The 21,247-nt window shown below is 73.9% G+C and carries 22 protein-coding genes; 10 read left to right on the top strand and 12 right to left on the bottom strand.

Going from position 1 to position 21,247, the window contains the following annotated elements:
• Nucleotides 1-24: 24 nt before the first annotated feature.
• Nucleotides 25-612, top strand: coding sequence for a DUF4865 family protein (locus DEJ46_RS34850; RefSeq protein ID WP_150272800.1), 588 nt, complete (start codon nt 25-27; stop codon nt 610-612).
• 25 nt (nt 613-637) lie between these two features.
• On the opposite strand, the gene DEJ46_RS34845 is transcribed toward DEJ46_RS34850, so the two are convergent.
• The 3 genes from DEJ46_RS34845 to DEJ46_RS34835 form a co-directional block, all read right to left on the bottom strand.
• Entirely contained in the window at nt 638-1,408 is a 771-nt protein-coding gene (locus tag DEJ46_RS34845; RefSeq protein WP_150272798.1) for an SAM-dependent methyltransferase, read from the bottom strand.
• A gap of 69 nt (nt 1,409-1,477) precedes the next feature.
• Nucleotides 1,478-2,185: a B3/4 domain-containing protein gene (locus DEJ46_RS34840; protein WP_150272796.1), complete on the bottom strand. Its 708-nt coding sequence runs from the start codon at nt 2,183-2,185 to the stop codon at nt 1,478-1,480.
• Between the two features lie 41 nt (nt 2,186-2,226).
• Complete coding sequence (locus DEJ46_RS34835; protein ID WP_150272794.1) at nt 2,227-3,063, bottom strand: EamA family transporter; 837 nt, start codon at nt 3,061-3,063, stop codon at nt 2,227-2,229.
• Between the two features lie 169 nt (nt 3,064-3,232).
• On the opposite strand from DEJ46_RS34835, the gene DEJ46_RS34830 reads away from it, so the two are divergent.
• Nucleotides 3,233-3,808 carry a helix-turn-helix domain-containing protein gene (locus tag DEJ46_RS34830; protein WP_150272792.1) on the top strand — a complete coding sequence of 192 codons (576 nt, stop codon included), beginning with the start codon at nt 3,233-3,235 and terminating at the stop codon, nt 3,806-3,808.
• A gap of 54 nt (nt 3,809-3,862) precedes the next feature.
• Here the strand turns inward: DEJ46_RS34830 and DEJ46_RS34825 are convergent, their stop codons facing one another.
• Nucleotides 3,863-5,089 carry an ROK family protein gene (locus tag DEJ46_RS34825; protein ID WP_150272790.1) on the bottom strand — a complete coding sequence of 409 codons (1,227 nt, stop codon included), beginning with the start codon at nt 5,087-5,089 and terminating at the stop codon, nt 3,863-3,865.
• 187 nt (nt 5,090-5,276) lie between these two features.
• Entirely contained in the window at nt 5,277-5,510 is a 234-nt protein-coding gene (locus DEJ46_RS34820) for a hypothetical protein (protein WP_150272788.1), read from the bottom strand.
• 319 nt (nt 5,511-5,829) lie between these two features.
• On the opposite strand from DEJ46_RS34820, the gene DEJ46_RS34815 reads away from it, so the two are divergent.
• Both DEJ46_RS34815 and DEJ46_RS34810 read left to right on the top strand, forming a co-directional pair.
• A complete protein-coding gene (locus tag DEJ46_RS34815) occupies nt 5,830-7,062 on the top strand; it encodes an MFS transporter (protein ID WP_150272786.1) in 1,233 nt (410 codons plus the stop codon).
• Nucleotides 7,063-7,124: 62 nt separating this feature from the next.
• The gene (locus DEJ46_RS34810) at nt 7,125-7,880 is read left to right on the top strand and encodes a maleylpyruvate isomerase family mycothiol-dependent enzyme (RefSeq protein ID WP_150272784.1); all 756 of its coding nucleotides are present in this window, start codon (nt 7,125-7,127) and stop codon (nt 7,878-7,880) included.
• Nucleotides 7,881-7,953: 73 nt separating this feature from the next.
• Here DEJ46_RS34810 and DEJ46_RS34805 read toward each other — a convergent pair whose 3' ends face one another.
• Nucleotides 7,954-8,352: a MarR family winged helix-turn-helix transcriptional regulator gene (locus tag DEJ46_RS34805; RefSeq protein WP_150272783.1), complete on the bottom strand. Its 399-nt coding sequence runs from the start codon at nt 8,350-8,352 to the stop codon at nt 7,954-7,956.
• Nucleotides 8,353-8,439: 87 nt separating this feature from the next.
• Here DEJ46_RS34805 and DEJ46_RS34800 point away from each other — a divergent pair, with 87 nt between their 5' ends.
• Nucleotides 8,440-10,014: an MFS transporter gene (locus tag DEJ46_RS34800; protein WP_150272781.1), complete on the top strand. Its 1,575-nt coding sequence runs from the start codon at nt 8,440-8,442 to the stop codon at nt 10,012-10,014.
• A 22-nt stretch (nt 10,015-10,036) separates the two neighbouring features.
• Here DEJ46_RS34800 and DEJ46_RS34795 read toward each other — a convergent pair whose 3' ends face one another.
• The 3 genes from DEJ46_RS34795 to DEJ46_RS34785 form a co-directional block, all read right to left on the bottom strand.
• Entirely contained in the window at nt 10,037-10,702 is a 666-nt protein-coding gene (locus DEJ46_RS34795; protein ID WP_150272779.1) for a response regulator, read from the bottom strand.
• Nucleotides 10,699-11,934, bottom strand: coding sequence for a sensor histidine kinase (locus tag DEJ46_RS34790; protein WP_411757798.1), 1,236 nt, complete (start codon nt 11,932-11,934; stop codon nt 10,699-10,701). The genes DEJ46_RS34795 and DEJ46_RS34790 overlap by 4 nt, the downstream gene beginning before the upstream one ends.
• A 90-nt stretch (nt 11,935-12,024) precedes the next feature.
• The gene (locus DEJ46_RS34785; protein WP_150272777.1) at nt 12,025-12,720 is read right to left on the bottom strand and encodes a TetR/AcrR family transcriptional regulator; all 696 of its coding nucleotides are present in this window, start codon (nt 12,718-12,720) and stop codon (nt 12,025-12,027) included.
• Nucleotides 12,721-12,858: 138 nt separating this feature from the next.
• Here DEJ46_RS34785 and DEJ46_RS34780 point away from each other — a divergent pair, with 138 nt between their 5' ends.
• Nucleotides 12,859-13,338 (top strand): nitroreductase family deazaflavin-dependent oxidoreductase, encoded by a 480-nt coding sequence (locus DEJ46_RS34780; RefSeq protein WP_150272775.1) that lies wholly within the window; start codon nt 12,859-12,861, stop codon nt 13,336-13,338.
• 73 nt (nt 13,339-13,411) lie between these two features.
• Here the strand turns inward: DEJ46_RS34780 and DEJ46_RS34775 are convergent, their stop codons facing one another.
• Nucleotides 13,412-15,043 (bottom strand): geranylgeranyl reductase family protein, encoded by a 1,632-nt coding sequence (locus tag DEJ46_RS34775; RefSeq protein WP_190623040.1) that lies wholly within the window; start codon nt 15,041-15,043, stop codon nt 13,412-13,414.
• 165 nt (nt 15,044-15,208) lie between these two features.
• On the opposite strand from DEJ46_RS34775, the gene DEJ46_RS34770 reads away from it, so the two are divergent.
• From DEJ46_RS34770 to DEJ46_RS34760, 3 genes are all read left to right on the top strand, one after another.
• On the top strand, nt 15,209-16,573 hold the full coding sequence (locus DEJ46_RS34770; protein WP_150272773.1) for a dipeptidase: 1,365 nt from the start codon (nt 15,209-15,211) through the stop codon (nt 16,571-16,573).
• Nucleotides 16,574-16,679: 106 nt separating this feature from the next.
• A complete protein-coding gene (locus tag DEJ46_RS34765; RefSeq protein ID WP_150272771.1) occupies nt 16,680-17,360 on the top strand; it encodes an MBL fold metallo-hydrolase in 681 nt (226 codons plus the stop codon).
• Nucleotides 17,361-17,376: 16 nt separating this feature from the next.
• Complete coding sequence (locus DEJ46_RS34760; protein ID WP_150272769.1) at nt 17,377-17,865, top strand: MarR family winged helix-turn-helix transcriptional regulator; 489 nt, start codon at nt 17,377-17,379, stop codon at nt 17,863-17,865.
• 15 nt (nt 17,866-17,880) lie between these two features.
• Here DEJ46_RS34760 and DEJ46_RS34755 read toward each other — a convergent pair whose 3' ends face one another.
• The gene (locus tag DEJ46_RS34755; protein WP_150272767.1) at nt 17,881-18,927 is read right to left on the bottom strand and encodes an NUDIX hydrolase; all 1,047 of its coding nucleotides are present in this window, start codon (nt 18,925-18,927) and stop codon (nt 17,881-17,883) included.
• A 156-nt stretch (nt 18,928-19,083) separates the two neighbouring features.
• Complete coding sequence (locus tag DEJ46_RS34750; RefSeq protein WP_150272766.1) at nt 19,084-20,055, bottom strand: ROK family protein; 972 nt, start codon at nt 20,053-20,055, stop codon at nt 19,084-19,086.
• A 143-nt stretch (nt 20,056-20,198) separates the two neighbouring features.
• Here DEJ46_RS34750 and DEJ46_RS34745 point away from each other — a divergent pair, with 143 nt between their 5' ends.
• On the top strand, nt 20,199-21,233 hold the full coding sequence (locus DEJ46_RS34745) for a LacI family DNA-binding transcriptional regulator (RefSeq protein ID WP_150272764.1): 1,035 nt from the start codon (nt 20,199-20,201) through the stop codon (nt 21,231-21,233).
• Nucleotides 21,234-21,247: the final 14 nt, after the last annotated feature.

Below are 21,247 nucleotides of genomic sequence, written 5' to 3'. Positions count from 1 at the left end.
TCCCCCGCCACGAAAGGTCGCTCCATGCACGCGATGCAGTACGAGATCACCCTGCCCGCCGACTACGACATGGGGATCATCCATGAGCGGGTCGCGACGCGGGGCCATCTCCTCGACGCCTTCCCCGGGCTCGGGCTGAAGGCCTATCTGGTGCGCGAGCGGGAGGCCGGGTCGCCGGTCAACCAGTACGCGCCGTTCTATCTCTGGGCCACCCCCGAGGGCATGAACAGCTTCCTCTGGGGGCCGGGATTCCAGGGCATCGTGAACGACTTCGGCCGGCCGGTGGTGCAGCACTGGACGGGGCTGTCGTACGAGGAGGGGCCGGCGTCCGCGTCGGCTCCGGCTGCCGCGACGCGCCGCAGGACCGCGCTCGGCGAGGCGGTGCCGCCGGGCGAGGCCGTGGCGGAGGCGGTGGACCGGCACGCGCGGGAGGCGCGCCGGGACGGTGTGGTCGCCTCGGCCCTGGCCGTGGATCCGCGCCACTGGGAGCTGCTCGCCTTCACCCTGTGGGCCGACGCGGAAGCGCCCGCCGGCGAGGGCGAGCGCTTCCGGGCCCTGCACCTCTCGGCCCCGGGCCGCGGAGCGCTGGGGGCCGGACGGCGCCGGTGGTGACGCGGCCTCAGGCCACGGCCACGCCTCAGGCCACGGCGACGAGGGTGAGGTACGCGAGGCCGAGGACCCGGCGGTAGCCGTTCACCCAGGTCGACCGCTGCCGGTCGACGCGCTCGCGGGTCTCGGCGGCGAGCGGGTGGTCGGGGTTGGCGGCGAGCCAGACCTCGGTGTCGTACCGGTAGCCGGACTCGAACTCCTCCCATTCCTCCGCACTCGCCGTCTCGATCCACGCGGGCCGGAAACCCGCCTCGATCGCGAGGTCCACGAGGGCGCCGAGGGTGAAGTGGTCGCCGACCTGCGCACCGGGCCACATTCGGGCCAGCTCCTCGTCCGTCGGAGTGCGCTCCCAGAAGCCCTCGCCGAGCACGACCCGGCCGCCGGGCCTGACCAGTCGGCGCAGTTCGCGGAGGACGGCTGCGGGGTCGTACGGCTGCTCGGGATCGCAGAGCGCCTGGCTCGACCCGAGACAGAGGACGGCGTCCACGGGGCCGCGGCCGGTGCCGAGCGCCGACTCCTCGACGAAGAGCACGCGGCCGGCGAGACCCCGCTCCTCGGCGAGCGCCCGGCCGCGGGCCAGGTCCTCGGAGTTGATGTCGATCCCGATCCCCTGGGCGCCCGGGGCGCCGTCCAGGACGCGGAGGAGCAGCTCGCCCCAGCCGCAGCCGATGTCAAGGACGTCCGCGGGAGCCTCGGCGACGAGTCTCCCGATCATGCGGGTGGCGCGGGCCTCGGAGAGGGGCCCGTGGAAGGTGAGGCTGCCGAGGCGTGGGGGGAGACCGGAGTCGGAGGTGACCATGAGGCGGAACGCTACGTGGTACAGCCTCCGCCGCCCACGGGTTTTCGGCCCCCGGGCCGGCGATCGCGGTCAGACGGTGGCTTCGGGGTGTGCCGGGCTGAGGTAGTGCGCGGTGCTGCGCTCGCAGTGGGGTCGGAGCAGGGCACGCAGGTCGTCGGCGGCGGCCCTGAGCAGGTGGCCGTCGCGGGTGGCGGCGACGGTCTCCAGGAGGAAGGCGACGTGGGTGGACTTCTCCGTGACGCGGGTGCGGTGGGCGTCGCGATGGTTCCAGTGCCGGGTGAGCACGTCGGTGGTGTCGGTGTAGACGACCTCGCCGGGCTTGGGGTGCTCGACGGTGCCGGCCTCGCCGAGGGGCGTGAAGGTCTCGGTGCCGTCGGCGTGGCGGATCTCGATGTCGCCGGTGACGTGGTCGAGGTCGAAGGCGCCGGCGGGCAGGCCGTGGCGGACGGAGACGGTGTTGTAGGAGTCGACGGCCGGGTTGATACGCGGCAGGGCGCCCGTCTTGGCCATGCGGCGGCCCAGGGCGTCGACGCTCGGCCGGATGCGGCGGGGGTTGGTGCCGAAGGCGCGGTAGGCGGTGTGCCATGCCTCGATGCGCGGGTCGCTCTCGTCGGCGGGCCGCCAGACGCTGTCGGCGAGCTGCTGCTCCAGGTCCTGGAGAGCGGCGGTGGTGGCGGGCCAGGGTTCGTGGCCCCGCAGATCGGTGGCGGTGACGACGAGGACGAGGGTGTCGGGGAAGGCGTCGGCGACGGCGGGGCCGATGCGGAAGGTGGTCATCGGGTGGTCCGTTCGGTGAAGGCGGCCGAGGGCCGGGGGGGTCAGGTGAGGGCGAGGAGGCTGACGGCGACGGCAGCGGTGCCCAGGCCGATCAGCTGACCGCGGTGGACGCGCTCGGCGAGGACGCCGCGGGCGAGCAGGACGGTGCCGGCCGGGTACAGGGCGGTGATCACGGCGACGACCGCGAGGTCGCCGTCGCGGGCGGCGAGCAGGAACAGCAGATTGGCCAGGGAGTCCAGCACGCCGGCTGCCGCGGCCATCGCGTACGCGGGCTTCTCCGGGCCCAGCCGCCGGTGCATCAGACCGGCCGCTGCGAGCGTGACCGCGGAGGAGACGGCGCGGCCGATGATCAGCGGGCCGACACCGCTGTCCGCCGGCGCCTGATGCAGGAAGACCAGCTGCAGGGCGATGGCGGCCCCGGCGCCGAGGGCCAGGAGCAGTGCGGTGCGCGAGGGGCGGGCGGTCCTCGCTCCGTGCCCGGCGCTGACCAGGACCACGGCAGCCAGGGCCAGCGGCAGGCCGATCAGCCCGGCGAGACCCAGGTGCTCGCCCTGGAGGAGGCCCACGCCGACCGGCAGCATCGCCGAGACCAGGGCGGTGACCGGGGACAGGACGCTCATCGGGCCGATCGCGAGCGTGCGGTAGAGCAGGGCGAACGCGGCGGCGGAGGCGACGCCGGACGCCGCGCCCCAGGCGAGGGTCGCGGGGGCGAAGGAGGCGCCGAGGAAGGGCCACAGCAGCAGCTCGACGGTGAGCGACGCCGGGGCGGCGATCAGCACGGTCCGCAGGACGTGGGCCTTACGGGCGCCGAGGCCGCCGAGGAAGTCGGCGCAGCCGTAGGCCAGGGAGCTGCCCAGGGCCAGCAGCAGAGCGATCACGGGTACATCCCTTAGTATCAGTGGAACGACCACACCGTACAACGCATCGACCGCAAGTCGTCAACCGAACGACCGCGCGGTGCATTGCGCCGACCAACCGACCCACCGATCAAGGCGATCCAGGCGATCCAGGCGATCAAGCCGATGAAGCCGATGAAGGGACGAAGCGATGGCCGAGACCGAGGCGGCGCTGCGGACGCTCGCGCACAACGTCCGCGCGGCCCGTACCCGCGCCGGACTGTCCCTGGACGAACTCGGCCGCCGCGCCAAGGTCAGCAAGGGAGCCCTGGTCGGCCTGGAGAAGGCCCAGGGCAACCCGAACTTCGCCACCCTCGTCCGCCTCGCCGACACTCTCGGTGTCTCGGTGTCCGCGCTGATGGAGGGTCCTGCCGAAGGCCGCGTCCGGGTCGTGACCGCCGATGCCGTCACGCCCCTGTGGACCGGGGGGCAGGGCAGCGAGGCGCGACTCATGCTGACCACCGCCGGACCGGCCCCGGTGGAGGTCTGGCGCTGGAGACTCGAACCCGGCGAGGAGTACCCCAGCCACCCCCACCAGGGGGGCGTGGTGGAAACCGTCAGCGTCACCGCCGGGCAGATGGTGCTCGTCGTCGACGGCGCCGAGCATCCTGTCGAGGCCGGGCAGACCGCCACCTTCGACGCGGACGCCCCGCACACCTACCGCGGCTCGGGTTCCGGGACCTGCCACCTGATCATGACCGTCCACCTCCCCCCCGGGCCCGCGTAACGGCTCGCCGCAGCAGAGCGGCCGCGCCGCACAGGGGCACCGTCCGGGCCTCGCTCAGACGGACTCCCGGCCGAGCGCGGCCAGCGGGTCGTCGAGCACCGGCTGCCAGGCCAGCTCGGCGGCGCCGACCAGGCTGTTGTGGTCCAGGGTGCAGGGCAGGATCGGGACGCCTCCGCTGCGGCCCCAGAGGCTGCGGTCGGCGACGACCGCGCGGAGACGCTCGGGGTCGGCGTCCAGGAGCTCGCGGTGGAGCCCGCCGAGGATGATCCGGTCCGGGTTGAGGATGTTCACCAGGCCCGCGAGGCCGAGGCCGAGACGGTCGATCAGCTCCCCGACGGCCACCCGGACACCCGGGTCGTCCCGACTGGTCCGCAGCAGGTCGCGGGCCTGCTGGAGCAGGGAGATCTCGGGCCCGGGGTCCCGGCCCGCGACCGTGAGGAAGGCCAGCGGGTCGGTCTCGACGTCGAGGCAGCCGCGGCTGCCGCAGTGACAGGGGCGCCCCTCCGGATTGACCGTCAGATGGCCGACCTCCAGGGCGAGGCCCGCGCTGCCCGTGTGCAGGCGCCCGTCGAGGACGAGCGCGCCGCCGACGCCCCGGTGGCCGGTGGCCACGCAGAGGAGGTCGCGGGCGCCGCGCCCGGCGCCGTGGCGGTGCTCGGCCAGGGCGGCGAGGTTGACGTCGTTGCCGGTGAACGCGGGGCCTTCGATCCCGGCGGCCCGTACGCACTCGGCGAAGATCTCCCGGACCGGCGCACCGGCGGGCCAGGCGAGGTGGAGCGGGTTGAGCGCGGTGCCCTCGGGCTCGGCCACGGCGGAGGGCGCGGCGAGGCCGGCGCCGACACAGCGGCGGCCGCTCTCGCGGAGCAGGGCGGCTCCCGCGTCGACGACAGCGCCGAGGACCTGGGCCGGGTCGGCGGAGACGGTGACGCAGCCGGGGGCCGTGGCGACGATGGTGCCGCCGAGGCCGACGAGTGCGGCCCGGAAGCCGTCCGCGTGCACCTGGGCGGCGAGGGCGACGGGGCCCTTCTCCTCGACGGCGAGCCGGTGGGAGGGGCGCCCCTGGGAGCCGGCGGCGGCGCCGGGGTTGGAGTCGACGCGGATGAGGCCGAGGGCCTCCAGCTCGGCGGCGACCGCGCCGGCGGTGGCCCGGGTGACGCCGAGCTCGGCCGTGAGGACGGCCCGGGTCGGCGCCCTTCCGGTGTGCACCAGCTCCAGCGCGGGGCCGAGCGCACTGCGCCCCCTGTCCAGCCGTGTCCGGGTCGTCGTCGCCTTGCCGTTCATGGGGTGGAGTCTCCCATGATCGGAGGGTGGGGTGTTCCTCCGGACGGGGTGCGGGGACCGCCGGGCGGGGACTGCGGCCCTGCGGACGTCCGGGCGGGCACCCCGTCGGTCCGGCCGCGGGGGACTCTCCGGAACGGGCCGGCTCGGGCGAGGGCTGCGTCCTCGCCCGAGCCGGGGGTGTGTCAGGTCAGTGCGCGCCGAGGAAGGCGCCCTCCGGGCCCTTCTCCCAGCCCTTCTCCGAACACGAGCCGGTGAAGATCGTCCCGTAAACGGACGGCACGCCGGTCGCCGAGCAGTGCGAGCTGAAGCCCGCGCCACCGGCGGAGAAGTACCCCGTCCCGACTCCGTCGTTGGCGAGCGCGGCACCGGCACCGCCCAGCAGAATGCCCACGGCCAGCACAGACGCGGCGAGAGAACGCATGACTACTCCTCAAGATCTCGGAATGACGTGCCGGAAGTGCTCGTCTGCCGGTCAAACGCCTCCGGAAAACGCGAGACACGGCGTCTCACTCCAATGCCGGGCAGTCTGATCCAGGGGTCACGCGGGCGCAGAAACGATGCTCTCCGGTGGCCCGTTGGGGAGCGACCTCACCGCCATGACCTGGCCTTTGTCACCCGAACAGCGTGCACGGCCGTGGGCATCACGGTTCGGGGCGGAGGGTTCGGCCCCGTCCGCACCCCCTTCGGGTTCGCCGGCCGCTCGCTTGATTGCGGCTGGTGGATCCCCCTATCCTGAGTTTGTGCCGCTACTAAACAAAGTACGGACGGCCGTATCGGGGGGCCCCGGCGGAGACACCGCCACCCACTCCCTGTCCCGCCTCCGCTCCGCCCTGACCCTCTTCTTCGCCCTCGACGGCTTCCTGTTCGCCGGCTGGGTGGTCCGCATCCCCGCCGTCAAGCAGCAGACCGGCGCCTCGGCCGGTGACCTCGGCCTCGCCCTTCTCGGGGTGTCCGCCGGCGCCGTCGTCACCATGACGCTGACCGGCCGGCTCTGCCGCCGCTACGGCTCCCACGCCGTCACGGTCGCCACCGCCGTACTCCTCTCGCTCTCGGTCGCCCTGCCGGCCCTCACCCGGTCCCCGCTCACCCTCGGCCTCGTCCTGCTGGTCTTCGGCGCCGCGTACGGCGGGATCAACGTCGCCATGAACAGCGCGGCCGTGGACCTGGTGACCGCCCTGCGCCGCCCGGTGATGCCCAGCTTCCACGCCGCGTTCAGCCTCGGCGGCATGCTCGGCGCCGGTATCGGCGGGCTCCTCGCCGGAAGCCTCTCCCCCACCACCCACCTCCTCGGCCTCACGGTCGTCGGCCTGGCCCTGACCGCCGCCGCCGGACCCGTCCTCCTGCGCCACCCCTCTCCCGCCCTGCCCGAGAGCCTCGCGGCGCCTTCCGGCACGCGGAAGGCCGGGAAGCCCACGCGGGCGGCCCGCCGCACGGTCGTCGTCTTCGGTGTGATCGCGCTCTGCACGGCGTACGGCGAAGGGGCACTGGCCGACTGGGGTGCGCTCCACCTCGCACAGGACCTGGGCGCCCACCCGGGCGTGGCAGCGGCCGGATACTCCGTCTTCGCCCTGACCATGACCGCCGGCCGGCTCTCCGGCACGCTCCTCCTGGAACGCCTCGGCCAGACCCGTACCCTCGTCGCGGGCGGCGCCACGGCCGCCGCCGGCATGCTGCTCGGCGCGCTCGCCCCGACCGTCTGGGCCACGCTGCTCGGCTTCGCGGTGACGGGGCTCGGCCTCGCCAACATCTTCCCCGTCGCCGTCGCCCGCGCGGGCGCGATCGCCGGTCCCGGCGGCGTGGCGACGGCCTCCACGCTCGGCTACGGCGGCATGCTGCTCGGCCCGCCGTCCATCGGGTTCCTCGCCGACTGGTTCTCCCTGCCGGTGGCGCTCACCACCGTCGCCGTCCTCGCCGCCGGTGCCGCGGCGATGGGCTACTGGGCCCGGAACGCGGCCGCCGATCCGGCGAGTTGAGGAACCGTATGCACGCGGCCTGCGAGAATCCGCCCCATGGAGACGATCCACGGGGCGGGACGATGAGGGTCACGGAGCACATCGCGGCGCTGGAGACGGCCGGCCGGGCACTGGCGGAGGCGGCGGCCGAGGCCGGGCCGGGCGCGGAGGTCCCGACCTGCCCGGGGTGGCGGGTCCGGGACCTCCTCCGGCACACCACGACGGTGCACCGCTGGGCCACCGCCTTCGTGGTCGAGGGCCACACCTCCTACCACCCGGACGGCGGCGAACCGGCCCTCGACGGCGACGAGTTGCTCACGTACTACCGGGAGGGCCACGCGGCCCTGGTCGCCGCTCTGCGCGCGGCTCCGGAGACGCTGGAGTGCTGGACCTTCCTCCCGGCCCCGTCGCCGCTCGCCTTCTGGGCACGGCGGCAGGCACACGAGACGATCGTGCACCGCGCGGACGCCGAGTCGGCGCTCGGGAGCGGGCCGGGGGCGGTCGACCCGGCGACGGCCGTCGACGGGATCGACGAGCTGCTGCGCGGCTTCCACGGCCGCGACAAGAGCCGCGTGCGCACACCGGAGCCGCGCGTCCTGCGGGTACGGGCCACGGACACCCATGACCTCTGGGACGTACGCCTGTCGGCGACGGAACCGCCACGGACGGACCGGAGCCCGGCCGCGGCGACGGCGTGGGGAGCGGCTGACGCGGAGCTCGCCGGACCCGCCGACCGTCTGTACCTGACGCTGTGGAACCGGCTCCCGGCCGATGCCGTGACCGTGACCGGGGACGAAGCTCTCGCCCGACTGTGGCGCGAGAACTCGGCGGTCGTCTAGGAACCGGGTCGTCTAGGAACCGGGTCGTCCAGGACGGCGTGGTCCGGGGCGGCGCGGTCCAGGGCCGCGTCGTCTAGGAACTGCGGTCCAGCATCCGGATCAGGACCTCGCGCTGGAGAGGCAGCACCTCGGCATGGCGCGCGAGGCCCTTCTCCGTGATTTTCACCTGGACTCCGCGCCGGTCTTCGGCGCACATCCCCCGCACGACCAGGCCGTCCTTCTCCAGGCGCGCCACCGTCCGGGACAGCGCGCTCTGGCTGAGATGGACCCGCCCGGCGAGTTCCTGGACGCGCCAGGAGCCCGGGCCGTCCTCGGCCGCGCCCTCGGCGAGGACGTCGAGGACCTCGAAGTCGCTGGCGCCGAGCCCGTACGGATGGAGGGCCCGGTCGAGCTCGCAGGTCGTACGGGCGTGCAGGGCGAGGACGTCACGCCACTCGTCCACGAGCGCGCGTTCGGACTGGTTCGCTGCCATCCCCGCACGTTAGCAGAAACGACCCACTTTGTTGCACGGGAATTAAATGCACTTGCATTCAATGCACGTGCATGTACTGTCCTGCCCATGACCTCTCCGCTCACCGCCGCACCCACGGCCCCCACGCAGGAACGCTGGAGTCCGCGGCTCTGGGGCACCCTGCTCGTGCTCTGCGCCGCGATGTTCCTCGACGCCCTCGACGTCTCGATGGTCGGCGTCGCCCTGCCCTCGATCGCCACCGACCTCGGCCTGTCCACCGCCACACTCCAGTGGATCGTCAGCGGCTACATCCTCGGCTACGGCGGCCTGCTGCTCCTCGGCGGTCGCGCGGCCGACCTCCTCGGCCGCCGGCGCGTCTTCCTGATCGCCCTCGCCGTCTTCGCGCTCGCCTCGCTGCTCGGCGGACTCGTCGACTCCGGCCCGCTCCTGATCGCCAGCCGGTTCATCAAGGGCCTCAGCGCCGCCTTCACCGCCCCCGCGGGCCTGTCGATCATCACGACGACCTTCAAGGAGGGCCCCGAGCGCAACCGGGCCCTGTCGATCTACACCACCTGCGCCGCCACCGGCTTCTCCATGGGCCTGGTCCTGTCCGGACTGCTCACCGAGCTCAGCTGGCGCTGGACCATGCTCCTGCCGGCCCCCGTCGCCCTGATCGCCCTGGCCTTCGCGCTCCGCCTCATCCCGCGCAGCCCCCGCGAGGACTCCTCCGGCGGCTACGACCTGCCGGGCGCCGTCACCGGCACGGCCGCGATGCTGCTGCTCGTCTTCACCGTCGTCCAGGCGCCCGAGGTCGGCTGGACTTCCGCCCGGACCCTGCTGTCCTTCCTGGTGGCCGCCGCACTCCTCGTCACGTTCGTCCTGGTCGAACGGCGGAGCGCCAGCCCGCTCGTGCGGCTCGGGGTCCTGCGCTCGGGCTCCCAGGTCCGCGCCCAGCTCGGCGCGGCGGCGTTCTTCGGCTCGTACGTGGCCTTCCAGTTCATCGTGACCCAGTACATGCAGTCGCTGCTCGGCTGGTCCGCGCTCCAGACGGCGCTGGCCTTCCTCCCGGCCGGCGTGCTCGTGGCGCTCTCCTCCACGAAGATCGGCGGGATCGTGGACCGCTTCGGCACCCCGCGGGTGATCGCCGTCGGATTCACCCTGCTCGTCGTCGCGTACGCGCTCTTCCTGCGGATCTCGCTGACCCCGCAGTACGCGGCCGTGATCCTGCCCTCGATGCTGCTCCTCGGCGCCGCCTGCGCCCTGGTCTTCCCCTCGCTCAACATCCAGGCCACCAACGGCGTGGACGACCGCGAGCAGGGCATGGTGTCGGGGCTGCTCAACACCTCGATCCAGGTCGGCGGCGCGCTCTTCCTCGCCGTCGTCACCGCCGTCATCACCGCGGACGGGGAGGCCTCGGCCTCTCCGCAGGCCGCCCTGGACAGCTTCCGCCCGGGCCTCGCCGTGGTCACGGTCATCGCCCTCGCCGGACTCCTGATCACCCTGCCGGGGCTCCGGAGGAAGCGGGCGGACACCACGGAGTCGGTCGTCGTGGCACGCTCGGCGCCCGCGGGCACGACGGGCTCCGCGAGCGCTGCGGGCTCCGCCGAATCCACCGGATCCACGGGATCCACGGGATCCACGAGCACCGCCGGATCCACGGCGAAGGTCGCCGCACGCGACTGAGCCGGCCGCCGACGCCCCGGGATCAGCCCAGCCAGCCAGGCCGCACGAGGCCCGACTCATAGGCGAGGACCACGAGTTGGGCCCGGTCCCGGGCGCCCAGCTTCACCATCGCCCGGCTCACATGGGTCTTCGCGGTGAGCGGGCTGACGACCAGCCTGCGGGCGATCTCCTCATTCGAGAGGCCGATGCCCACGAGGGCCATCACCTCCCGCTCCCGTTCGGTCAGGGCGCCGAGCCCGGCCGTGGCCGACGGGGGCTTGGAGCGGGCCGCGAACTCCTCGATCAGCCGCCGCGTCACTCCCGGGGAGAGCAGCGCGTCCCCGTGGACGACGGCCCGCACCGCCCGCAGCAACTCCTCCGGTTCCGTGTCCTTCACGAGGAAGCCGGAGGCGCCGGCACGGATCGCCTCGAAGACGTACTCGTCGAGTTCGAAGGTGGTCAGCATCACGACCCGGACCTCGGCGAGGTCCGGGTCGTCGGTGATGCGCCGGGTGGCGTCGAGCCCGTCGAGCCCCGGCATCCGGATGTCCATGAGGACGACGTCGGGGCGCAGCGACCGCACCCGGTCGACCGCCTCGCCGCCGTCCGCGGCCTCCCCCGCCACCTCGATGTCCGGCTGGGCGTCGAGCAGTGCCCGGAATCCCGCGCGGACCAGCGACTGGTCGTCGGCGAGCAGGACACGGATCACGAGGTCTCCTCGGTGCGGAGCGGGAGTACGGCATGGACGCGGAAGCCGCCGTCCGGCCGGAGCCCCGCCTCGATCGTGCCACCGAGGGCGGCGGCCCGCTCCCGCATTCCGGCAAGTCCGTTGCCACTGCCGCCCGCCTCGGTGCCGGTGGCCGGGCCGTCGTCGTCGACGCGCAGGTCGAGGCGGGCGGGGCCGTGCGCGATCTCCACCCGGGCGGTGCGGGAACCGGAGTGCCGCACCACGTTGGTGAGCGCCTCCTGCACGATGCGGAAGGCGGCGAGGTCGGCGCCGGGCGGCAGGGCCGTGGCGGGCGGGCCGCTCGCCGTGACGGTGACGGTCAGGCCCGCGGCGGCGGCCTGTTGGACGAGCTCGGGGAGGCGGCCGAGGCCGGGGGCCGGGGCGCGCGGGGCGTCGCCGGGGGTACGGAGCGTGTCGAGGACCTGCCGCACCTCGCCGAGCGCTTCCTTGCTCGCGGCCTTGATGGTGGTCAGCGCGGTGCGGGCCTGCTCGGGGTGGGCGTCGAGGAGGGCGAGGCCGACCCCCGCCTGCACGTTGATCACGGAGATCGAGTGGGCGAGCACGTCGTGGAGTTCGCGGGCGATGCGGAGCCGCTCCTCGTCGGCGCGGCGCCGCTCGGCGGCGGCACGCTCGGCCCGTTGCTGCGCCCACTGCTCGCGCCGCACCCGTACGAGTTCGGAGGCGGCGAGCACGGCGACGACGAAGGCACCGGCGGGCAGCTCCTGGCCCCAGGGCGCGGGGCCGTCGCCGGCCGGGGGCAGCCACCGGTAGAGCCAGTGCGAGAGCAGCAGATGCCCTGCCCACAGCAGGCCGATGGCCCACCAGGCGGCGATCCGGTGCCCGTGGACGACGGCGGCGAAGCAGGCGACGGCGACCAGGACGAAGACCGGTCCGTACGGGTAACCGGCCGCCAGATAGGCGAGGGTGACGCCCGCCACGCCGAACACCACGGGAACGGGCCACCGGTGACGGAACAGCAGCGGCGCCGTCCCGAGGAGCAGCAGGGCCCGCCCGAGGGCGTCGAGGGTCTCCCGGTCGGGCTGGTTCCGCGCGGCGAAGCCCGTTCCCGCCATCACGAACACGGCGACGGCCAGCGTGGACCGCCACGGCAGCCCGCCGCCGGCGTCCCGCTCGCCTGCCCACCATCCTGAGGGGCCCCACGGTGCCCGGCCCGGGCCTTCGACACCGCGCCCGGCGGTCCGCTCCTCGTCCATACCCGCCACGCTAACCGCGCCCGCCGTGCGCGGACGTCACCCTGGCGGGGTGGTCGCCCGTACTCCCGCGGTAGTACGGGGGCGGCGGGCTCAGTCGCGAGGGAGGAGGCCCACGTCCTGGCCCAGTCGGCGGGCGGCCGTCGTGAAGAAGGCTTCGCGGTCCTCGACGAGCCGGTGGAACTGACCGAAGACCTCGAAGGAGATCAGGCCGAAGAGCTGCGACCAGGCCGCGACCAGCGCGACGACAAGTGCCGGGGGCAGGTCCGGGGCCATGTCGGCGGTGATGCGGACGGCTTCGGGGCGCAGCGGATCCGGGAGCGGCGGGAGGGCGATGCCCTCGCCCTCGTGGGCCTCGCGGGCGATGCCTACGAGGACGAGACCGACGCGGGCGGCGGGGGCATTGGTGTCCTGAGGTGCGGTGTAGCCGGGGACGGGTGAACCATAGATCAGGGCGTACTCGTGCGGGTGCGCGACGGCCCAGGCGCGGGCGGCCCGGCAGACGGCGGTCCAGCGGTCGAGCGGCCGCTGCCCGGCGGCCTCCCGGGCGGCGCTCTCGGCGGCGGCCCCGACGGCGTCGTAGGCGTCGACGATGAGGGCGGTCAGCAGGTCGTCGCGGCTGGGGAAGTACCGGTAGAGCGCGGAGGACACCATGCCCAGCTCGCGGGCGACGGCGCGCAAGGACAGTTTGGCGGCGCCTTCGGCGGCGAGCTGGGTGCGGGCCTCGGCCTTGATGGCCGCGGTGATCTCGACACGTGCGCGGGCGCGGGCTCCTCTAACGGTTGTCATGCGGAGCAGTGTGCCATTCGCAGAGCACCGCCCTGAAGCGAGAGCACTGCTCTTGCATGAGAGCGGTGCTCCATGCAGACTGGAGACAAGCGAGAGCAGTGCTCTCGCTTTGCGCCCACCGTTCCACAGGAGGAACCCATGTCCGCTCAGCCCGCCGCCCACGTCATGAAGCCCGGCTGGTTCACGGTCAACGTCCTCAACCGCGCCGTCGCGTGGATGACCCGCCGGGGCATCAGCGTCTGGGGCTCCCGGGTCCTCGCGGTCCGCGGCCGCAAGAGCGGCGAATGGCGCCGCACCCCCGTCAACCTCCTGACGGTGGACGGCGCCCAGTACCTCGTGGCCCCGCGCGGTCACGTCCAGTGGACCCACAACATGCGCGCCGCCGGCGGCGGACAGCTGCACCTGGGCAAGCACGCGGAGGGCTTCACCGCCGTGGAGCTGGCCGACGACGACAAGCCCGCGCTGCTCCGCGCCTACCTCAAGCGCTGGAAGGCCGAGGTCGGCGTCTTCTTCGGCGGCATCGGACCCGACTCCTCCGACGAGGAACTCCGCGCCATCGCGCCGAAGCACCCCGTCTTCCGCATCACGACGACGGGCCCCGCCGCCCCGGCCGTGTGAACCGGCCAGGGCAGCGGAGCCCGTACCCGTCGGCGGCGCCCAAGGCACCGCCGACCGTGCTGAGGGGGAGGCGTCAGACCTGCTCCGCGGCCTCCGAAGCCGAGGACGACGACGCCTGACCGTCCGTCTTCCCCCGGGGAGCCGACGGCTGACCCGACTGCGGACCCGACTCCGGACCCGACTGCGGACCCGACTCCGGGCCCGGCTGCGACACCGCCCCCGCCTCGACTCCCGGCTCCGTCCCGGTCCCGGTTCCCGTCTCCGCCGTGATCTCCGGCTCCGCCTCTTCGGACGCCCCGCGCTCGCGGGCGGTGACGCCCCGGCCGGCCGGACCGACGCCGGAGGCCGAGTCCATCCGCTTGTCCAGGATCTCCAGCGCACGCCGGGCCAGGCCGTTCGAGCGGACCATGCCGCCGAGCGTGGCGGAGCCGCGGGTGATGTCCGCGAAGGCGTTCCAGGCGGGACGGAAGCCCGTGATGGTGGCGTGCAGCAGCCCCGGACGCCGCTCGAAGAGCGCGAGCATCCGCCGTCCGACCGCCATCTCCACACCGAGACCGGCCTTGATGGCGAAGGCGTAGTTCAGGGCCTGGCGCCGGGCGTCGACCGCGTCGTTCGCCTCGGCGACCCGGACCGCCCACTCCCCCGCGAGCCGCCCCGAGCGGAGCGCGTACGAGATGCCCTCGCGCGTCCACGGCTCCAGGAGTCCGGCCGCGTCGCCACAGACGAGGACCCGGCCGCGGGAGAGCGGCGAGTCGTCCGTGCGGCAGCGCGTCAGGTGCCCCGAGGAGATCGTGGGCTCGAAGCCGGCGAGGCCGAGCCGGGCGACGAAGTCCTCCATGTACCGCTTGGTGGCGGCGCCCTCGCCGCGCGCCGAGATGACGCCGACGGTCAGCGTGTCGCCCTTGGGGAAGACCCAACCGTAACTGCCCGGCATCGGACCCCAGTCGATGAGGACGCGGCCCTTCCAGTCCTCGGCCACGGAAGGCGGCACCGGGATCTCCGCCTCCAGGCCCAGGTCGACCTGCCCGAGCTTCACCCCGACATGGGCCCCTATGCGGCTGGCGCTGCCGTCGGCACCGACGACCGCGCGCGCGAGGACGGTCTCGCCGTCGGCCAGGACGACGGCGACGGTCCGCCGGTCCGGCACGGACGGGCCGTGCTGCTCCACCCGGCTCACCGTGGCGCCGGTGCGCAGTTCGGCGCCCGCCTTCTGCGCGTGCTCGACGAGCTGCGCGTCGAACTCCGGCCGGTTGATGAGCCCGAAGAGCATCCGGCGCGAGCGGCGGGTGCGGGCGAAGCGGCCGTCGAGGGAGAACGTGACGGCGTTCACCCGGTCCTGGAGGGGCAGTTCGAAGCCGGGCGGGAGTGAGTCCCGGGAGGGGCCGATGATGCCGCCGCCGCAGGTCTTGTAGCGGGGCAGCTCCGACTTCTCCAGAAGCAGGACCCGGCGGCCCGCGACCGCCGCCGCGTAGGCCGCGGAAGCGCCGGCCGGGCCTGCGCCGACGACGACCACGTCCCAGACCTCGGCCTCCTCGTCCGCACCGCCGTCGGTGCCGGCGACCTCGACGGCGGGGCCGGGGACAGGACTCTCGGCGGCGGTGGCGATGTCGTCGGCGGCAGCTTCGGCGGCGTCGCCGAACTCGGCGGCGTCGTCAGCGTTGGCGGCGTTCTCGGGACCGGCGTTGTCTGCGTGCTCGCTGCTCACGATGTGCTTCTGCTCCTGATCCGACCGGTGGTCTGCTCTCGACGCATCCTACGGCTCGGTAGCCGGAGCCCCGCGCCGTAGGATCTACGGTGCGTTCGCCGTACCACGACATACGACGAGCGCCCTCCCCTACGTCGTAACGTCGCACCCACCAGGAGCGTGCCCATGACCGCGAATCCGATCGCCGAGACCGTCAGGTCCCTGATGCCCCGGGCGAAGGCCGAGCTCGCGGAGCTCGTGGCCTTCGAGTCGGTGGCGGACGAGGCCGTGGCGCCCCGCAGCGAGTGCGAGGCGGCGGCGAACTGGGTCGCGGACGCGCTGCGCGCCGAGGACTTCGAGGACGTGGCGCTGCTCGACACGCCGGACGGTTCGCAGGCCGTGTACGGCATCCTGCCCGGCCCGGCCGGCGCGCCGACGGTCCTTCTCTACGCGCACTACGACGTGCAGCCGAAGCTGGACGAGTCCGCGTGGCTGACCCCGCCGTTCGAGCTGACCGAGCGGGACGGCCGCTGGTACGGGCGCGGCGCGGCCGACTGCAAGGGCGGCTTCATCCTGCACCTGCTCGCGCTGCGCGCCCTCAAGGCGAACGGCGGCGTCCCCGTGACGGTCAAGGTGATCGTGGAGGGATCGGAGGAGCAGGGCACCGGCGGTCTGGAGCGGTACGCGGAGCAGCACCCCGAGGTGCTGACCGCCGACACGATCGTCATCGGCGACGCGGGCAACTTCCGTGTGGGTCTGCCGACGGTGACGGCGACGCTGCGCGGCATGACGATGATCCGGGTGCAGATCGACACCCTGGAGGGCAATCTGCACTCCGGTCAGTTCGGCGGCGCCGCGCCGGACGCGCTGGCGGCGCTGATCCGCGTCCTCGACTCGCTGCGCGGTCCCGACGGCTCCACCGTCATCGACGGCCTGCCGGGCGACAAGGCGTGGGAGGGCCTCCAGTACCCGGAGGAGGACTTCCGCCAGGACGCCAAGGTGCTCTCGGGCGTGGACCTGCCGGGCGCCGGCACCGTCGCCGACCGGGTCTGGGCGCGCCCGGCCGTGACCGTCGTCGGCATCGACTGCCACCCGGTCGCCGGGGCGACGCCGTCGATCCCCGCGTCGGCCCGCGCCCAGATCAGCCTGCGGGTGCCGCCCGGCCAGGACGCGGCCGAGGCGACGAAGCTGCTGTTCGCGCACATCGAGAAGCACACGCCGTGGAACGCCCGGGTGTCCCTGGAGCAGGTCGGCCAGGGCCAGGCCTTCCAGGCGGACACGTCGAGCCCGGCGTACGCGTCGATGGCCGACGCGATGAGGATCGCGTACCCCGGTCAGGAGATGCAGACGGCGGGCATGGGCGGCTCGATCCCGCTGTGCAACACGCTGGCCTCGCTGTACCCGGAGGCGGAGATCCTGCTGATCGGTCTGAGCGAGCCGGAGGCGCAGATCCACGCGCCCAACGAGTCGGTCTCGCCGGAGGAGCTGGAGCGACTCTCGGTGGCCGAGGCGCACTTCCTGTTCAACTACGCCCGCTCGAAGCAGGCCTGACGGACCGGATGCGGGCCGGGGCGCCGGTCCGGATTCCGCGCTCGGCGAAGCTCGCCGAGAGCGGACAAGCATGCGGTGGACCTGCGCGAATGCGTAGGTTCGCCGCATGGAACTCATCCCGATCACTCCTCGACTGCACCTCCTCGACTACTCCATAGGTCAGGCCTATCTCTGGCGGGACGAGGAGCAGTTGACTCTCATCGACGCCGGATGGGCGGGCTCGGCGGACGCGACGACGCGGGCGATCCGGGCGGCCGGCCTGGACCCGGACCGGCTGCGGCGGATCGTGCTGACGCACTGCCACCGGGACCATGTGGGCGGGGCCCAGGAGTTGGCGGACCGTCACGGCGCCGAGATCCTCGCCCACCGCCTGGACGCTCCGATGGTCCGGGGCGAGGCCCCGGTCCCGGAGCCCGATCTGCTGGACTGGGAACTCCCCCTGTACGAGCACGGGCTGACGGTGCCGGTGGCGCCGCCGACCCGGGTGGACCGGGAGGTGGAGGACGGCGAGGAGCTCGGTTTCGGCGACGGGGCGGTGGCGGTGCACACCCCGGGCCACACTCCCGGCTCTCTCGCGGTCCATCTCCCGCGCCACGGCGTGCTGTTCACGGGCGACACGGTGGCATCGGTGCAGGGCGTGATGTTCGGCGTCTTCCACGTCGACCGTGACCTCGCCATGGAGTCGATGCGCCGTCTGGCGAAGCTGGCTCCCTCGGTGCTGTGCTGCGGCCACGGGGCCCCGGTGACCGAGGACACGGCGGAGCAGTTCGCCGCCGCTGCCGGCTAGCGAGAGGATGTCGATCATGAACCCCCCCACCTCCACCAGCACGGACCAGGCGCCCGCCGACCCGGCGGCCACCGACGACGCCCTCGCCACTCAGCCCGTCGGCTACTGGAGCGGCCTCGCCCACACGGCCGTCACCCGGCACCTGCGGGACGCCATGGCCCGTATCGACGTCACGCAGCCGCAGTACTGGGTGCTGAACCGCGTGAACGGCGGCCCCGCGGCGCCGAGCCGCGAGGAGGTCGTCAGCCGGCTGACGCCCCTCGCGGACGGACCGCACGAGATCGCGCGCGTCGTCGACCAGTTGCTGCACCGCGGCTGGCTCCGGACGGACGGCACCGGGCTCCTTCACCTCACGGACGAGGGCGAGGCCGCCCGCATACGGCTCCGCACCCTGGTGACCGACCTGCGCACCGAGGTCCACGAGGGCATCAGCGACGAGGAGTACGTGGCCGCCCTCAAGGTCCTTCGCCGGATGGTCGCGAACATCGAGGGCGCCCAGTCGTAGAGGGCGGCGGCACCCTCAGGGGGCGTCCCCTCCCACCGGGACGCCAGCCTCCAGGTTGAGTACCGTGCCGCGTTCGCGGGCGCGTAGTGCCCAGCGGAGGCGGGTGTAGCGGACGGGCGGCAGGAGGGCGGCGGCCTCCTCCTCGGTGACGAAGCGCCATGCGCGGAGTTCGGCGCCGGGGAGGCGGAGGCGTGCCGTGTCGTCGGCGCTGAGCGTGCCTCCGTCGAAGAGGAGGCGCAGGCCGCCGTATCCCGGGGGCTTGGGACGCTCCCAGTCGACCAGCAACAGCCGTGGTACGGAGTCCAGTTCGAGCCCGATCTCCTCCGCGACCTCGCGCACTCCGGCGCGGGCCGGTGGTTCGCCCGGTTCGACGACGCCGCCGGGGAACTCCCAACCGGGCTTGTATGTGGGGTCGACGAGCAGGAAGCGGTCGTCCTCGTCGAAGAGCAGGACGCCCGCCGCCAGGGTCTCGCCGGTCGGTTCGGGTGTCTGGACGATCCCGCAGGTCGCGGCCCGGTCGGCCAGGACCGCTTCGGCGACGGTCCGGGCGGCCTCGGCCACGGTGAGCTCCGAGGTGTCGACGGTGTACGCGTCGCCGGCGAGCCAGCCGAGCGCGGCGCGGTACGGGGGGAGGTGGCCGTGGCACCACTCCCTTACCCGAGCGTCTGCCTCGGGCTCGCCGTGCTCGGTCCGGCTGTCGATCCGCTGGCGCAGGATCGTTTCCTCCGGGGCGAGCAGGACATGCCGCACCTCGATCCGGCGGGCGGCCAGCGCGCCGAAGATCTCGTCCCGGTACTCCTGCCGGAGCAGCGTCATGGGGACGATCAGCACCCCGCCGACCTCGGCCAGCAGGGCGGCGGCGGCGTCGACGACCATGCGCCGCCAGATCGCCAGGTCCTGGTAGTCCTCGACCTCGGCGAGCCGCTTGGCCGGCAGCAGCCAGGTCATGGCCCCGCCGATGAGCTCCGGGTCGTACAGCGTGCTGTGCGGGATCAGATCGACCAGTTCGCGCGCGGTACTCGACTTCCCCGCGCCGAACGCACCGTTGATCCAGACGATCACGATTCCCCCTCTTGGGTAGCCCCCTGTGGACTGCCCGCAACACCCTGCCACGAAAACCACGAACACATGTCCGGCAGATGTCCGAGGATGTGCGGGCCCCCGCGGGTCGCCCGGCGGGCCCCGGCGGGGTGGCCGGATCCCGAGGGACCGGGGCGGTCAGGAGCCCGGGCCGGACGACGCCCACGCGGCCGCCGCGGCGCCCAGGAGTCCGGCGTCGGTGCCCGTGGCGGCCGGGACGACCGTGAGGTTCCGGACGAAGGAGAGCGTCGCGTAGTTCCGGAGGCTGCGCCGCAGCGGGCCGAAGAGGATCTCGCCCGCGCCCGCCACCCCGCCGCCGACGACCGCGATGTCGACCTCGACGAGCGTCGCCGTGGCGGCGATGCCCGCCGCGAGCGCCTGCGCGGCCCGCTCGAAGGAGGCCACGGCGACCGGGTCCCCGGCGCGTGCGGCGGCGGCCACGGCCGCCGCGGAGGCGTCGCCGCCGGGCCCCGGCCGCCAGCCGTTCTCCACGGCGCGGCGGGCGATGTGCGGGCCGGCGGCGAGCCGTTCGACGCAGCCGCGCCCGCCGCAGGCGCAGGGGTCGCCGTCCAGGTCCACGGAGATGTGGCCGAGGTGACCGGCGTTGCCGGTGGGTCCGGGGTGGAGTCGGCCACCGAGGACGAGACCGCCGCCGACGCCCGTGGAGACCACGAGGCAGAGGGCGTTGTCGTGGCCGCGGGCGGCGCCGAGCCAGTGCTCGGCGGCCGTCATGGCCACCCCGTCGCCGACCAGTGTGACCGGGCGTCCGCCCGTGGCCCGGCCGACGCGCTCGACGAGCGGGAAGTCGCGCCAGCCCGGCACGTTCACCGGACTGACGGTCCCCCGCGAGGCGTCGACGGGGCCGGCGCTGCCGATGCCGACGGCCTCCGCCGCCTCCCACAGCGGGGAGGTGGCGAGCTCGTCGAGGACGGCCTCGACGGCCTTCATCACCGTCTCGCCGTCCTCCCTCGCCGGGGTGGGCCGCCGGGCCCGCGCCAGTACCCGCCCCTCGTCGTCGACCAGCGCCCCGGCGATCTTGGTGCCGCCGATGTCGAGCGCGACGACGGGACCCGGCGAGGGGCGGGGGACGGGGTCGGTGAGCGTGGGCACGGATCCTCCAGTCGGCGGCCGGGAGCGGCCTGGGGCAATCCGTACAGTCTGCCCAGACTCCGAGGGATTGACAACGTTGTCCAGCCTCTATGCTCAGCGGAGGAAGAAGATCCGGAACCGACACGACGGAGGAACCCCGCACCGTGGCCGCCATCGCCCGCCGCACCGATCACCGCTACGGCAACCGGCCCACGATGAAGGACGTGGCCGCCCGCGCGGGCGTCGGCCTGAAGACGGTCTCCCGCGTCGTCAACGGCGAGCCGGGCGTCACCCCGGAGACCGAGCGCCGCGTCCACGAGGCCATCGAGGCCCTCGGCTTCCGCCGCAACGACAGCGCGCGGGTCCTGCGCAAGGGCCGGACGGCCACCGTCGGCCTGGTTCTCGAAGATCTCGCCGACCCCTTCTACGGGCCGCTCAGCCGCGCGGTCGAGGAGGTCGCGCGGGCGCACGGCGCGCTCCTCATCAACGGCTCCAGCGCCGAGGACCCGGACCGGGAGCAGGAGTTGGCGCTCGCGCTGTGCGCACGCCGGGTCGACGGCCTGATCGTCATCCCCGCCGGCGACGACCACCGCTATCTGGAGCCGGAGATCAGGGCGGGCGTCGCCACGGTCTTCGTCGACCGGCCGGCGGGGCGGATCGACGCCGACGCCGTGCTCTCGGACAGCTTCGGCGGGGCGCGCGAGGGCGTGTCCCATCTGATCGCCCACGGACACCGCCGGATCGGTTTCGTCGGCGACCGGCCCCGCATCCACACGGGCGCCGAGCGGCTGCGCGGCTACCGTGCGGCGATGGAGGACGCGGGCCTGCCGGTCCGGGAGGAGTGGATCTCGCTCGGGTCGACGGGCCCTGAGCGGGTGAGCACGGCCGTACGGGAGCTGCTGAGCGCGCCGGAGCCGGTGACGGCGCTGTTCGCGGGGAACAACCGGGTCACCGTGACGGCGGTGCGGACGCTCGCCGCGCACCCGTCACCGGTCGCCCTCGTCGGCTTCGACGACATCGAGCTGGCCGATCTGCTGGGCATCACGGTCGTCGCCCAGGATGCCGCCGCGCTCGGCCGGACGGCGGCGGAGCGGCTCTTCCGGCGCCTGGAGGGGGCCGGCGGGACGCCGGAGCGGGTGGTGCTCGGCACGAGGCTCATCGCCCGCGGCTCGGGCGAGATCCCGGCACCGACCGGCTGAACACGACTGCCCCG

This window comes from Streptomyces venezuelae (assembly GCF_008642375.1).
Classification (GTDB): Bacteria; Actinomycetota; Actinomycetes; order Streptomycetales; family Streptomycetaceae; genus Streptomyces; species Streptomyces venezuelae_G.
This window is presented reverse-complemented; position numbering and strand designations above follow the sequence as displayed.